Below are 14234 nucleotides of genomic sequence, written 5' to 3' on the forward strand. Positions count from 1 at the left end.
CTGCCGCGCCGGGGCCGGACACGCGAAACTGTGCGCCACCTGTCAACTTCTTGCGTATGAGGGCTCCAATGACCATTGCTCGGCATCCTTAAATAGTTATGGATAATCAAAAGCTTGTGAATGTTTGTTCACTTTTTGACGCTCGTACATTTTTTGTGTACGATGGCAAAAAAGTGAACATGCGATTGCCTTCGATGCCCGCGAACCCTTCCCTCTCCATGTCGGAACAGCAGGTGCTCGACGAAGCCTGCGCCGCGTTCGAACGCGCTACCCGGCGCTTTCGTGCGCGGCCCGTACGGGTGCCGGCCGCCGGCCACGCGCGCGCCGACGCGATGATCCGCTTCGACGTTGCCGGGCACGCCTTCGAGATGCCGGCCGCCGTCCGCCTGCGCGTCGAATCGCTGGCGGACGCGCTCGCGACACTGCGCCGCCTCGGCGGCGATACCGCGAAGCCTGGGGAGCGGCCGCTGATGCTCGTCGCGCCATACCTTTCGGCCGAACTGGCCGCCGGCCTGACCGACCAGGGCATCCCGTATCTCGATACCGCCGGCAACGCATGCCTGATTCAGCCGGAGGCGACCGTGATGATCTCGGGCCGGCCGAAGCCCGCACGCGCACCGCGCCGGCAGGCGTCGCGCGCAACGACGCCCAAGGGGCTGGCCGTGATGTTCGCACTCGCGACGCAGCCGGGCCTCGTCGCCCAACCGTACCGGGCGATCGCCGCCGCGTCGGACGTCGCGCTCGGCACGGTCAATCTCGCGATGGACGATCTGGTCGCGCGCGCCCTCGTCGGGCAGCGCCGCAACGGCGAGCGCCTGATTCCCGACTGGCCGCGCTTCGTGCAGGAATGGGTCGCGCTCTACCCGAGCCGCTTGCGCGCGAAACTGCCGAGCCGACGATTTGCCGCGCTCTCGCCCGACTGGTGGCGCGGCTTCGATTTCGCCGCATTCAATGCGCGGCTCGGCGGCGAGCCGGCGGCCGACCTACTGACGCACGATCTGAAGCCGGCCGCGATCACCGTCTATACGCACGGGACCGCGTCGAACCAGCTGCTGCTACAAGGCCGCCTGCGCGCTGACGAGCGCGGCGACGTCGAGCTCGTCGAAGCGTTCTGGCCGCCGCCGGCGGCGCTCGCCTGGCGCGAGCAGGACGTACCGGTCGTGCCGCCGCTGTTGATCTACGCGGATCTCGTCGCGTCCGGCGACAGCCGCAATCTCGCCGTCGCCGAGCGCATCCATGACCGATACCTCGCCCACCCGCCCGCTTGAGGTCGACGCACGCCGGCCGCTGGCGCCCGCGGCGCTTGCGCTGCTGCAGAGCGTGTGCTCGACCTGCTCACGCCTCGACGCGGCATTCGTGGTCGCCGGCGCAACCGCGCGCGACATCCTGATGTGGCACGTTCACGGCATTCAGCCGGCGCGCGCGACGCGCGATGTCGACGTTGCGGTGTGCGTGGTGAGCTGGCCGTTTCACGAGCGACTCATCGACGCGCTCGTCGCAACCGGGCAGTTCGCCCGCGCACCGAAACAGCAGCAGAAACTGCTGTTCGACAGCGGCACACACGGTTTTCGCACGGAGCTGGATCTCGTGCCGTTCGGGCCGCTCGAAACGCCGCCCGGCGAGATCGCGTGGCCGCCCGGCGGTGAGTTCGTGCTGAACGTGTTCGGTTTTCAGGAAGCGGTGGACACCGCGCAGCCGGTGTCGATCGACGCGCACACCGTGGTGCCGGTGGCCAGCCTGCCGGCGCTCGCGCTGCTCAAGCTGCTCGCGTGGAAGGATCGGCGCGCGCGCCAGAACAGCGACGCGTACGACCTGCTGTTCCTGCTGACGCATTTCCACGACGCCGGTAATCGCGAGCGCATCTGGGATGTCGCGCCGGACCTGCTCGAAATGCACGCGTTCCAGCCGGAACTCGCCGCTGCCGCGCTGCTCGCGCGCGACGCGCAACGGATTGCGTTGCCGCACACGCGCGACGCGATCCGCGCGCTGCTGTCGGATGAAGCGACTTATGCCGCGCTCGGCCAGGATCTGCTGGCACGCGCGTTCGCGCTGTTGCCCGGCGAATTCAGCGATGACGCCGACCGGTATCTCGACGCGTTCCGCACCGCCTTTCTCGCAGATCGCCCCGCACCGCGCACGTGACGCGCCGCTGCGGTACAGCCGCGCGACCGTGCGCGCGGCATGCTGCGCTCAAGCCGCCCAGTCTTCGAGCGACAACCCGGCGACACGCGCCGAACTCGCGGCGGATCTCGCGTTCCGTCACCCCCTCGAACTCCATGTCCTTCGGGATACGGATTGCCTGGTTACGGGCATTCTTGAAAATGGAAACAGTGCGCATGAGCCACTCCACGGGAGTACGATGCACCCGGTCTAGACATATGCCGGCATATGTCAATATGGGCGTACGCAACCCGGATGTCGCGCCCCATGCTGCGGAAGATGTTTCTCCATTGTTGCAGGCCTGTCGTCGATGAGGAGCGTGATCCATTCTTCACGACGCAGGCCGCGCGGTCCATATGCCGGACGGCCGATGCCGGCGCGTCGTGCCGCGCATTCGCGTCGTCACGGCAACCGGAACGTGTCGAAGAACGTATCGCGCTCGATCATGGTGAGCGCCGCGCGCTTGTGCGGGAAGTCGAATTCCTTCAGCGTGTGGAACCCGAGCCGGTGCATGTACGCGATATGCCGCACGTGATCGACGCGCGGTTCGCCGACGAGGCGCTGCGTGCGCGGTTCGTCGACGAACATGTAGTGCAGCACCCCGCTCCACCATGCATGCAGCTTGCCGGCGCTCTGGAAGCGCGGGTCGCCGATCAGCAGGTGCAGCCCGCGGTCGTAGTCGTGCGCGTCGTAGAACGGCGCGAGACGGTCCTCCTTCGCCCAGTAGAACTCGAAATAGCCGAACGGCGTGTCGTCGAAATAGCCGATCATCGGGTGCATGTGCGGATCGGCAAGCCGCTCGGCGAGATACGCCGCGTGCTCGTCGCGCGTGCCGCGCTGGTCCCAGAACTGCGCGACGCGATCGAGGTTCATCCAGCCGCTGAACAGATCCGCGTGCGCGTCGACATCGACCGTGCGCAGGCTGAACGTCATCCCGACCTGCGGCATATAGCGTGCGTAGATCTCGCCGGCCGGCAATGGCGGCCGCACCGGGTGCCGGTGGCCGTTCGTGATCACGTGGCGCAACGGCATGCCGCCCGACGCGGGCGCCTTCAGCCACGGCCGCGGGTTCTGCCAGAACGTCGCGCGCGACACGGTGAGACGCAGCGTGTCGCCGGCCACCTGCGCGCCGTCGATCACGCCCTCGCGCACCGCGCGCGCGACGTACGACGCAATCGCCGCCGCATCGGCGCCGCCGAGCGGCGCCGTGATCGTCGCCGTGATCGTCGCCGCGTCGTAGCGCGTGTCGGTGTTGAACAGCGCGACGAACGCCGCGAGCAGTACGTCCGGCGAGTCGTCGGGCCGCCACGCGTCGAGCGTGTGCTCGGCGACCGCCAGCGCCTGCCCGCGTGCGGCGCCGTCGAGCGCGGCGGCCACGTCACCTTCGACGGAGCCCGAGGCGCCGGCCGGTTTCGTCAGCGTGTCTTCCATCACAGTGCTCCCGCGTCGTGGCGGTCGGCGAGGACGTGCAGCCCCCGCTCGAGTGCCGGAAACAGGCTGCGCTGGAAGTTGTTCCAGCGCAGTTCGAGAATCGTGTCGTCCGGCGCGATCGGCGTGTCGAGCACGTCGCAGATCACCTCGCCGGAATCGATGCCGTTGTCGACGTAGTGGAACGATGCGCCCGTCATCATCACGGGCTCGACGGACGACGTTGCGCCGCTCGCCCAGTCGACCCGTTCGCCGCGCGCGCCGTGCAGCGCGTCGAGCGTCGCCCACGCGCCGCGCCGCTGGTACGGCGAACCGTCTGCCGTGATGCCGGGGTGGATGTTGGCGATGCGCCGGTGAAAGCGCGCGCCGGGCCGCACGAGTTCGTCGAGGATCACGAGCAGCCCGTCGAGCACGACGACGTCGGCTTCGAGTTCGAGCAGGCGCTCGAGCAGGCGGCGCTCGAACGCCTGTTTGGCCGCAGCGCGCTCGCGCGCGTCGCGCGGCAGCCGCCGGTACGTCGACGGGATCGTGCAGAACAGTTCGTCGACGGGCCGGCCCTGCACGGTCAGCCCTTCCGGCAGGATCCACGGGCGGCCGGGCGTGCGCGCGAAACCGTAGTCGGCGACTTTCGCGCGGTTGGCCGGCGAGCCTTCGTCGTCGTCGACGATCACGCCTTGGAGCGTGTAGCGTTCGCCGAGCGGCGAGTCGTTCAGGCGCTCGACGAGATATTCGAGCGGCGCCTTCATGTAGCGCGTGCCGCCGCGATAAGCAACCGGCTGGCCGGCGCGATCGGCCGCGCCGTTGCGCAGCGACTGGATGTAGACGAGATTTTTCTTCGGCATGGATGCGTCGTGGAAAAGCGGACGATGGCGCCGCGGCCCGCCCGCGCCGGCCACGCAGGCCGGCCGGCGCGCCGCGGCGCGCATCGTCACCAGTTGTATTTCGCGGTCGCGATCACGGTACGGTCGGTCCCGAACACGCAGACGTTCGCCGACTGGCAACCGCTGATGTAATGGCGGTTGAACAGGTTCGTCCCGTTCACGGCGAAGCGCCAGTTGCGCGTGTCGTAGTGCACGCCCGCGTCGAACAGCGTGACGCTCGATACCGTCAGCGAGTTGTCGGCCGCACCGGCCGATGCGCTCTGGTAACGAACGCCGCCGCCGAGGCCGAAGCCCGCGAGCGGCCCCGTGTGCCACGTCCAGTCGGTCCACAGCGACGCCATCTGGCGCGGGCGCGGGATGTCGACCGGCCAGTTGTTCAGCGACACGTCGTTGGCCTTCACGTTCTTCACGTCCTGGTAGACGTACGACGCGATCACCGACAGGTTGCGCGTGAGCTTGCCGGTCGCGCTCAGCTCGATCCCGCGCGAGCGCACTTCGCCGATCTGCACCGACTTCGTGCCGGTATTGTCCTGGCTCGGCAGCGCCGGCGTGAGCACGTTGGTCTGGTTGATCTGGTAGATCGCCGCGTTCAGCATCAGGTTCTTGCCGGGCGGCTGCCAGCGCAGGCCGGCTTCGATCTGCTTGCCGCGCGTCGGCTGCGGCAGCCCGCCGCCGAGCAGGTTCACGCCGATCAGCGGATTGAACGACGTGGCATAGCTGACGTACGGCGACAGCCCGTAATCGCCCTGGTACGTGAGGCCCACGCGGCCGGTGAACGCCGTGACGTCCGCCTTCGTCGACGTGCCGCCCGCGCGGTCGTCCATCCGCATGTTGACCCAGTCCTCGCGGCCGCCGAGCGTCAGCGTCCAGCGGTTCCACTTGACCTGGTCCTGCGCGTACAGGCCGAACGTGTTCATCGTCGTGTACGTGTTGGTGCGGATCGTCGCGTCGGGCGTGAACACCGCCGTCGTGACGGGCTGGTACACCGGGTTGTAGATGTTCAGCGGCGGCGCGGCGGCGAGCCATTCGCTGTCGGTCGCGGTCTGCCGGTTGTACTGGAAACCGAGCAGCAGCGTGTGCTGGAGCGGGCCCGTCGCGAAGCGGCCTTCGAGGTTGTTGTCGATGTCGAAGCGGCTGTAGTTCATCTGGAACACGCCGGCCCAGCGCGACACGTCGGTCGTGCTGCCGTCGACGAAGCCGTTGCCGAACACCGACCCGTTGTCGAGCGACAGGTGCATCAGGCGCGTGTTCTGGCGGAACGTCCACGCCGGCGTCAGGTTCCGCTCGAACTGGTAGCCGACCGACCACTGCTTCTTGCGGTAGTAGTTGAAGTTCCCGTCGCCTTCGTAGATGTCCTTGTTGATCTGGCCGTTCGGGTTCGGCAGCACCGTGCCCTGCGCGGGCAGGAAGTTCGACGAGATGTCGCCCCAGTCCTGCAGATAGGTGGCCGACAGCGTCAGCGAGGTGTCCGCGTCCGGACGCCAGCGGAACGACGGCGCGAGCGCGACGCGCTGGTCGTTGTTCGGGCCGGTCAGCGCGTTGCCGTCGCGTGCGACGCCGACGAAGCGGTACGCATACTTGCCGTCCGGGTCGAGCTTGTCGCCGACGTCGATCATGAACTGCTTGCGCGCGTAGTTGCCGATCTGCACGCCGGCCTCGCGCACGCGCTCGCCGTCGGCGAGCTTGGTCTGCACGTCGACGATCCCGCCCGGGTCGCCCGCGCCGTACAGCACCGAGGTCGGCCCGCGCAGCACGCTGATGCTGTCGATCATGTACGGATCGACACGCCAGCTCGCCAGGTTGATCGTGTTCGGCACCTGCAGCCCGTTCACGTACGCGGTCGGCGTGAAGCCGCGCAGCGCCGCGTACCAGTCGGAGCGGTTGTCCGAGCCGTACGACGAGAAACCCGGCACGTAGCGCAGCGCCGCATTCACGTCGGTCGCGCCGGTCATCTCGATCTGCTGCGCGGTGACGACGTTGATCGTCTGCGGGATCTCGTTGATCGACGTACTGGTCTTCGTACCGGTCCGGCTGCGCTTCGCGACGAGCCCGACCGTGCCGTCTCCTTCCGAGGCCGCGTTGACGTTGATCGTCGGCAGCGTGCCGGTCGACCCATTGGCCGACGCACCGTTCTGCGCACTGCTGGCCGACGCCGCTGCGCCTGCGCTCACGGCCGGCGCCGTCTGGGCCTGTGCCTGCCCTGCCGCCACACCGAACGCCACGCTCGCCGCGGCTGCGATCGCACGCAAACGCGTGCCTGTTGCCCACTCCATCTTTCTCTGCTCCACTTGTTTCATGCGGTCTCCGACCGCGCCTTTGTCAAAGAGCGAAAGCCATCCGGCTCGCGCTCACCCCGTTGTCCCGTCGTTTGTCCTGTGATGCCCGGGCCGCGCCTTCTTCATGGGCGGGTGCGATCTCGTTTTCGAGCGACGCGCAGATTTCGTCCGCGCGACGCGCCAGTACCGACAGCAGCGTGTCGGACAGGCCGTGGCTGTCTTCGCAGCAGCCTTGCAGGTAGATGCGCGGCGCGAAGTGCTCGGGCGTCGCGAGCAGGTAGTCGCGCGTCACGTCGCCGCGCGCGAGCGCGTCACCCAGGTGCGGCGCGAGCCCTTCGAGCAGCGCCGAATGCGTGTCGCGGCGGTAGCCGGTGGCCAGCACGAGCGCGTCGAAACGCTCGACGCGCGTGTCGCCGCTCAACCGGTCGCGCAGCGTCAGCTCGATGCGTCCGTCGGCGGTGCGCACCGCCGCCTCGATCGCGCTGTTCGCGAGCAGCGCATGATGCGGCATGCCGTCGATGCGCTGCAGGTACAGCATTTCGTAGATCTGTTCGATCAGCGGCCGGTCGACCACCGCGTAGTTCGTGTCGCGATAACGCTCGAGCAGCGCGCGGCGCGCGTCGTGCGGCTGCGCGTAGACGACATCGGTGAACTCGGGGCTGAAGATCTCGTTGACGAACGGGCTGTCGTCGGCCGGCTTCAACGCACCGGCGCGCATCACGAGGTTCGCGTCGACGTGCGGGAAGCGGCGCGCGAGATCGATGAACACCTCGGCCGCGCTCTGCCCCGCGCCGATCACCGCGACGCGGCGGCGCTCGCCGTCCGGCGACGCGACGAGCCGGTCGATGTCGGTCAGGTACGACGAAGAATGGATCACGCGATCGCGGCCGAGCGCGGCGAACGCGTCCGGAACCGCCGGCGTGCCGCCGACGCCGAGCGACAGCGCGCGCGTGACGCGCTGGCGCTCGTGGCCGGCCGCGTCGCGCGACAGCACGCGCAGCGCGTCGATCCGCGCGCCGTCGCCGCGCACGGGCTCGATCGCCAGCACGGTTTCGCTGTAATGGACGCGATCGTCGAACGCCTCGGCCACCCAGCTCAGGTAGTCGTGGAACTCGACGCGGGTCGGATAGAAGTTCTTCAGGTTGACGAATTCGTTCAGCCGGCCGCGTTCGAACAGATAGTTGATGAACGTGTAACGGCTTTTCGGGTCGCGCATCGTGACGAGATCCTTCAGAAACGAGATCTGCATCCGGCAGTCGTCGAGCAGCATGCCGCGGTGCCAGCCGAATTCCGGCTGGCGCTCGACGAAGCAATGGGCGAGCGTGCGGGCGCCGCCGCGCTCGGCGAGGCGCACGGCCAGCGCCAGATTCGACGGCCCGAAGCCGACGCCGATCAGGTCGAATACGGTTTCTCTCTGCATGTCTCAGCTCCCTTGTCGGTGAATCCGGCGCGTCAGACGTGACGGCCGGAGAAGAACGTCTCGCGCAGCGTGCGCATCCACAGCGACTGCGCGTCGGCCAGCGCGAGACGGCGCTGCCGCGCGAAGCCATGCCGCGCGAGATGGTCGGCAACCCGCGCGTGGCCGGCCGGCACGGCACAGCCGACCGCTTCGGTACGCGGGTCGTCGAGAAACAGGTAATGAACGACGCACGGCAGCCAGCCCGCCACGCAATGCGGGCCGCGCCAGCGCGGCTCGCCGACCAGCATCCGCAGCCCGCGGTCGTAGTCGCGCGCCGCGACGTGCGGCGCGAGCGCGTCTTCCTTCAGCCAGACCGCTTCGAAATACGCGAACGGCTCGCCGTCGAAGCAGCCGACGAGCGGAATCACGTGCGGATCGGCGTCGGCCGCAGCGCCTTGCGTGCCGGGCGGCGTGCCCGGCCAGCCGTCGCGCACGCGCGGTTCGTCGAACCAGCGCGCGAGCCGCGCGGCGTCCTCGGCCGGCTGCCAGCCGCGCAGCGTGAAACGCACGCCGAGCGCAGGCAGGCCGCGCGCGTAGACCTCGCCGCGCGGCGCGGGCGGCCGGCGCGGATGACGGCGGCCGTCGGTGAACATCGGCAATGTCGCGCACGGCAGATGCGGGCCGACGAGCCACAGATCGGCCTGCTGCGCCCAGCCTTCACGCATGCAGAGGCCGCCGTCGGCGAGCACGCCGCTCGCGCGCAGCGCATCGAGCGCCACCGCCGGCCACGCGGCCGGGTCGAGCCGGATCGCCGCGTGGCGGGCGCTATCCGAAAACGCCGCGGCCAGCGCGACCAGCAGCGCACGCCGCTGGTCGGCCGGGGCCGCGCGATGGTTGTACGCGACGAGGCGCAGCGCGCCATCATCGCCGAGCTGCGCGCGCAGCAACTGCGCGCCGATGCCGTCGCCCTGCGCGACGCGGATCTGCGCGCCGTCGCGCACGGCGAACAGGCCGTCCGCGAACGCGAGGCGGCAGGTATCGAGCAGCGTGAATCCGTCCGGACGCACTTCAGCCAGCATGGCGCGCCTCCTGTCCCGTTTCCGTGTGCGCATCGAGTCGCGCATCAAGTCGCGCGCCGAGTGCCGCGAGCGTCGGCGACGCGAACAGGTCCGCGACCGTCAGCGCGTGACCGGCACGGGCCGCCGCGTCGACGAAGCGCACGACGTCGAACGAGGTCGCGCCGGCTTCGAACAGGTTGGCGTCCGCTTCGGGGGCGGCCGTCGCGAACGTGTCGGACCACAGCGCCGCGAGAGCGGCAGCCGCGTGCGGTGCACGTGACGACGTTGCCGCGCGCCCGTTGCCTTCCGCCGGCGAGCGATGCGACGCCGGCGCGACAGCATGCTGGTCGGGCGCGCCGAGCGCCGCTTCCGACGCGCCGGCGAAACGCGCGACTTCGTCGTGATAGACATCGACGAGCGCATCGACGAAACCGCGGTCGATCAGCTCGTCCGCATACGAGAATGCGGCGCTCACGCGGCCGTCCGGATGCTCGACGACGTCCAGCTCCAGCGTAAACACGACGCGATGGCGCACCTCGTCGAATCCGGCCAGCGACAGGCCGGCCCAGTCGCGCGCCGCGGCGCCCGCCGGGCGCAGGTAGTTGAACATCACCTGGAACAGCGGATTGGCCTGCGCGGCACGCGGCGCGCGCAGCGCCGCGACGACGTCCGCGAACGGCACGTCGGCGTGCGCGTAGGCCGTGAGCGCCGTGTCGCGCACTTGTGCGAGCACGTCCGCGCGGCGCGCGGCCGGGTCGAGCCGCGTGCGCACGACGACCGAATTGATGAACAGGCCGAGCGCGTCGCGGGCCGCGTCGCCCGTCAGCTCGCGCGTCGACGCCAGCACGCCGACCGGCTGGTCGGCCGCCCCCGTCGCGCGGAACAGCGCGGTGTTGAGCGCCGCGTGCAGCAGCATCGGCAGTGTCGCGTGCGCGGCCGACGCCGTGTCGCGCGCGGCGCGGATCAGTGCGCCGTCGAATTCGAAGGCGATGCGGGCCGCACGCCATTGCGGCACGGCCGGTGCGTCCGCGCGCTGCGGCAGCACGCGCGCCGGCAGATCGGCCAGCGCGTCGCGCCAGTAGGCGACGCGGGCCGGATGGCACGGCGCGGGCAGCACGAGCGGCATGGCCGGTTGAACGGACGCACCGGCCTCAACGGCCTCATCGGCCGGCGCGGCGCCGCCTTGCACGCGGGCGACATAGCGCGCACGAACCGCGTCGAGCCACAGCTCGATCGATTCGCCATCCGACACGATGTGATGAATTGTCACCGACAGCACATGATCTTCGGCCCCGAGCCGCAGGACCCGCGCGCGCCACAGCGGCGCATCGGCAGCGAGGTCGAACGGCGCGAGTGCATCCTCGCCGGTCAGCGCCGCGGCGCGAACGAGCGCATCGGTTTGCGCCGACAGGTCGACCACCGGCAGTTCGACGGCAATGTCCGAGTCGAGCCGCTGGCCCGGAAGTGCGCCGTCACGCTCGACCAGCCGCGCGCGCAGCGCCGGATGCACGATCGCGACATCCGCAAAGGCCGCACGCAGCGCATCGACATCGAGCGGGCCGCGCACACGCAGCGCGACCGGAATGTTGTACGCGGCGCTGTCCGGCTGCGCGCGCCACAGGAACCACAGGCCGAGCTGCGCCGGCGACAGCGGCCACACGCCGTGCGCGTCCGGTTGGGCGACGGCGACGCCCGGCGCTGCCGCACCGGCATGCGCGGCGCGCGGCGCACCGGCGACCTGCGACGCGTACTGCGCGAGCACCGGCGCTTCGAACAGCGCACGCACCGGCACGTCGCGGCCGAGCCGTTCGGCCACGCGCGTCGCCACGCGCACGGCGGCGAGCGAATGGCCGCCGAGATCGAAGAAGTGATCGCCGCGCCCCACGCGCTCGAGATTCAGCACGTCGCACCAGATCGCGGCGAGCGCGGCCTCGTCGCCGTCGTGCGGCGCTTCGTACGCGCGTTCGACGCGTACCGGCGCCGGCAGCCGTGCGCGGTCGACCTTGCTGTTCGCGTTGCGCGGCAGCGCGTCGAGCACGATCAGCTGCGCGGGCACCATGTAGTCGGGCAGCGTGCGGCGCAGGTGCGCGTCGAGCGTCGCGGCTTCGACCGGCCGCGCGGCCGCCCGCGCGTCGGCGGTCAGCTCGACGTACGCGACCAGCTGCGCGCGTGCGCCCTGCCCGTGCACGACCGCGCACGCTTCGCGCACCGCGTCGTGCGCGGCAAGCTGGGCCTCGATCTCGCCGAGTTCGATACGCAGCCCGCGCAGCTTCACCTGATGGTCGACGCGGCCGATGAAGTCGAACACGCCGTCCGCGCGACGCCGCACGAGGTCGCCCGTGCGGTACAGCCGCGCGCCCGGCGCGCCGTACGGATCGGGCACGAAGCGCTCGGCCGTCAGCGCGGGGCGGTCGAGATAGCCGCGCGCGACGCCGATCCCCTCGCCGCCCAGATACAGTTCGCCGATCACGCCGACCGGCAGCGGATGCAGGCGTTCGTCGAGCACATGCGCGGTGCGTGCGCCGACCAGCGTACCGATCGGCAGGTAGGCGGCGTCGCCGAGCTTCGCGAGATCGTCGCCGGGCCGGAACATCCACAGCGTCGGCGTGATGACCGTCTCGGTCGGGCCATAGCCGTTGACCACGCGCACGTTCGGCAGCGCGCGGCGCAGCATCGCGAACGCCTCGCGCGACGTCGCCTCGCCGCCGACGGTCAGCGAACGCAGCGTCGGCGGCGCGCCGTGCGCGAGCGCCCATTCGGCGAGCTGCGCGGCGCAGCCGGGCGGCACGTAGGTCATCGTCACGCCATCGCGGACCATCATCGCGCAGGTCTGTGCGGGCGGCCACAGCACGTCGGCCGTCACCGACACGGCGGCGCCCGACATGTACTGCGAAAACCAGCCTTCGTGCGCGCCGTCGAAGTTGACCGACTGGAACAGCAGGAACACGTCGTTCTCGCCCGCGCCGTAGCGCTCGGCGATCGCCGCGCAATGCCGCGCGAACGACGCATGATCGACGATCACGCCCTTCGGCTTGCCGGTCGAGCCCGACGTGTAGATCGCATAGGCCGCGTGGCCCGGCAGCACGTCCGGCAGCGCGACGTGCGCGGCTGCGTCGAGTGCGTCGACTTCATCGGCGCGCCACACGCGCAGATCCGGCAGTTCGGGCAGCGACGCGGCGCTCGCGCCGTCGGTCAGCACGTGCGCGATGTGCGCGTCGCCGACGATCTGCGCGAGCCGTTCGCGCGGATGCGCCGGATCGAGCGGCACGAACGCGGCGCCCGACTTCAGCACCGCGATCAGCGCGACCAGCAGGTCGACCGAGCGCTGCAGCGCGACGCCGACGCGCATTTCGGGCCGTACGCCGGCCGCAACGAGATGACGTGCCAACCGTGCCGCGCGTGCATCGACTTCGCCGCGCGTCAACGCGCGATCGGTATCGGCAACGCCGCGTGCGTCGGGCCGTGCCCGCGCATGCGCGGCGATGCGTGCATGAACGGGCACGAACGGTTCGGATTCGGCGGCGCCCGCCGGGGCGTTCCATGCGAAGAGCTGCTCGCGTTCATCGGCGGGCAGCCAGTTGAGATCGCCGACCGGCATGCCGGGGCGCGCGAGCGCATCGGCCAGCAGCGTGACGAAGCGCGCGGCCAGCCGTGCGATCGCGTCCGCGTCGAACAGGTCGAGCGCGTAGATGAATGCGGCGTCGAACGTGCCGTCCGGCGTCGCTTCGACCGAAAGCGTCAGGTCGAATTTCGCGGACGGCGTGCCCGACGGCAGCAACGCGGCCAACGCCGCGCCGAGCGCCGGCAGCGCGCGGCGCTCGCCGTACGCGGCCATCACCTGGAACAGCGGATGGTGACTCGCGCTGCGCGGCACGCCGAGCGCGTCGACCACCTGCTCGAACGGCACGTCCTGGTGCATCTGCGCGTCGACGAGCGCGCGCTGCGTGCGCGCGACCAGCGACGAGAAATCGCCGTGCGCGGGCACCTCGACGTCGATCGCGAGCGTGTTGACGAAGAAGCCGATCAGGCCGGCGACTTCCGCGCGTTCGCGGTTCGCGGCCGGCACGCCGACGGAGATCCGCGCGTCGCCGGTCGCGCGCGCCAGCAGCGCGTCGAGCGCGGCAAGCAGCACCGCGAACGGCGTGGCGCCCGAGGCAGCCGCGAATGCGCGCAATTGCGCGCCGAGGCGTGCGTCGAGCGAAAACCCATGGCGTGCGCCGCGCGCACTGCGGCGTGCGGGTCGCGCAGCTGCGCCGGGCAGCGCCAGCACGCCGCGTTGTGGATCGAGCCGTTCGCGCCAGAACGCGAGCTGGCGGTCACGCTCGCCGGCGTCGAGCCAGCGGCGCTGCCACAGCGCGTAGTCGGCGTACTGGATCGGCAGCGGCGCGAGCGGCACCGGCCGGTCGGACGCATACGCGCGATAGAACGCGGCGAGTTCCTCGAGCATCACGCCCGACGACCAGCCGTCCGACACGATGTGATGCACGGTCAGCGCGAGCCAGTGACGGGTCGCATCGAAGCGCACCAGATGGGCGCGTACGAGCGGCGCCGCGCCGAGATCGAACGCCTCGGCTTCGTCAGCCGTGGCGACCGCCTCCGCGCGCGCCGTGCGCTGCGCATCCGGCAGCGCTTCGAGATCGGTTTCGCGCCACGGGCAGCGCAGCGGCGCGTGGATCGTTTGCGCCACGCCGTCCTGCGCTTCGTCGAAGGTCGTGCGCAGCGCCTCGTGGCGCGCGATCAGCGCGTCGCACGCCAGGCGCAGCGCATGCGCGTCGAGCGGGCCCGTCAGCGCCAGGCGCTCGGTGATGTGATACGCGTCGGGCGCATCGATCAGCCGCGCATGCAGCCACAGCCGCGTCTGCGCGAACGACGCCGGCACGCGCTCGCTGCGTGGCGTGCGCGGCGGGATCGGCAGCACGCGGAAGTCGATGCCGGCCGCGCCGAGCTTGTCGATGAAGACCGCGCGCTGCGCGTCGGGCAGTTGCGCGAAACGCGTCGCGAGCGCGAGCCAGTCGGGTTGAACCTTCGTCAT

Annotated in this window: 8 protein-coding genes and 1 pseudogene; 2 read left to right on the top strand and 7 right to left on the bottom strand. The window is 70.4% G+C overall.

The window, feature by feature from the left end; all coding sequences use genetic code 11:
• The first annotated feature begins 194 nt into the window (after window positions 1-194).
• Both HWX36_RS23985 and HWX36_RS23990 read left to right on the top strand, forming a co-directional pair.
• On the top strand, window positions 195-1268 hold the full coding sequence (locus HWX36_RS23985) for a type IV toxin-antitoxin system AbiEi family antitoxin (RefSeq protein ID WP_175955506.1): 1074 nt from the start codon (window positions 195-197) through the stop codon (window positions 1266-1268).
• Window positions 1237-2142, top strand: a complete 906-nt coding sequence (locus HWX36_RS23990) for a nucleotidyl transferase AbiEii/AbiGii toxin family protein (protein WP_175955376.1) — start codon at window positions 1237-1239, stop codon at window positions 2140-2142. The genes HWX36_RS23985 and HWX36_RS23990 overlap by 32 nt, the downstream gene beginning before the upstream one ends.
• Window positions 2143-2236: 94 nt before the next feature.
• On the opposite strand, the pseudogene HWX36_RS37315 reads toward HWX36_RS23990, so the two are convergent.
• The 7 genes and pseudogenes from HWX36_RS37315 to HWX36_RS24020 form a co-directional block, all read right to left on the bottom strand.
• Window positions 2237-2338 (bottom strand): annotated as a pseudogene (locus HWX36_RS37315) (AbrB family transcriptional regulator); the annotation flags it as partial.
• 224 nt (window positions 2339-2562) lie between these two features.
• A complete protein-coding gene (locus HWX36_RS23995) occupies window positions 2563-3591 on the bottom strand; it encodes a GNAT family N-acetyltransferase (RefSeq protein ID WP_175955378.1) in 1029 nt (342 codons plus the stop codon).
• Window positions 3591-4430 carry a formyltransferase family protein gene (locus HWX36_RS24000; RefSeq protein WP_175955379.1) on the bottom strand — a complete coding sequence of 280 codons (840 nt, stop codon included), beginning with the start codon at window positions 4428-4430 and terminating at the stop codon, window positions 3591-3593. The genes HWX36_RS23995 and HWX36_RS24000 overlap by 1 nt, the downstream gene beginning before the upstream one ends.
• Before the next feature lie 86 nt (window positions 4431-4516).
• Entirely contained in the window at window positions 4517-6766 is a 2250-nt protein-coding gene (locus HWX36_RS24005) for a TonB-dependent siderophore receptor (protein WP_175955381.1), read from the bottom strand.
• Between the two features lie 22 nt (window positions 6767-6788).
• Window positions 6789-8165, bottom strand: coding sequence for a lysine N(6)-hydroxylase/L-ornithine N(5)-oxygenase family protein (locus HWX36_RS24010; RefSeq protein WP_175955383.1), 1377 nt, complete (start codon window positions 8163-8165; stop codon window positions 6789-6791).
• A gap of 32 nt (window positions 8166-8197) precedes the next feature.
• Window positions 8198-9223 carry a GNAT family N-acetyltransferase gene (locus HWX36_RS24015; protein ID WP_175955385.1) on the bottom strand — a complete coding sequence of 342 codons (1026 nt, stop codon included), beginning with the start codon at window positions 9221-9223 and terminating at the stop codon, window positions 8198-8200.
• Window positions 9213-14234 (bottom strand): non-ribosomal peptide synthetase, encoded by a 5022-nt coding sequence (locus tag HWX36_RS24020; RefSeq protein WP_175955387.1) that lies wholly within the window; start codon window positions 14232-14234, stop codon window positions 9213-9215. Before HWX36_RS24020 ends, HWX36_RS24015 begins: the two co-directional genes overlap by 11 nt.

Source organism: Burkholderia sp. BCC0405, from assembly GCF_902833075.1.
Classification (GTDB): domain Bacteria; phylum Pseudomonadota; class Gammaproteobacteria; order Burkholderiales; family Burkholderiaceae; genus Burkholderia.

Coding starts and splice junctions, on each gene's coding strand:
- HWX36_RS23985 (WP_175955506.1), top strand. CDS start 195: ATGCCCGCGAACCCTTCCCTCTCCATGTCGGAACAGCAGGTGCTCGAC.
- HWX36_RS23990 (WP_175955376.1), top strand. CDS start 1,237: ATGACCGATACCTCGCCCACCCGCCCGCTTGAGGTCGACGCACGCCGG.
- HWX36_RS23995 (WP_175955378.1), bottom strand. CDS start 3,591: ATGGAAGACACGCTGACGAAACCGGCCGGCGCCTCGGGCTCCGTCGAA.
- HWX36_RS24000 (WP_175955379.1), bottom strand. CDS start 4,430: ATGCCGAAGAAAAATCTCGTCTACATCCAGTCGCTGCGCAACGGCGCG.
- HWX36_RS24005 (WP_175955381.1), bottom strand. CDS start 6,766: ATGAAACAAGTGGAGCAGAGAAAGATGGAGTGGGCAACAGGCACGCGT.
- HWX36_RS24010 (WP_175955383.1), bottom strand. CDS start 8,165: ATGCAGAGAGAAACCGTATTCGACCTGATCGGCGTCGGCTTCGGGCCG.
- HWX36_RS24015 (WP_175955385.1), bottom strand. CDS start 9,223: ATGCTGGCTGAAGTGCGTCCGGACGGATTCACGCTGCTCGATACCTGC.
- HWX36_RS24020 (WP_175955387.1), bottom strand. CDS start 14,234: ATGACGAAGGTTCAACCCGACTGGCTCGCGCTCGCGACGCGTTTCGCG.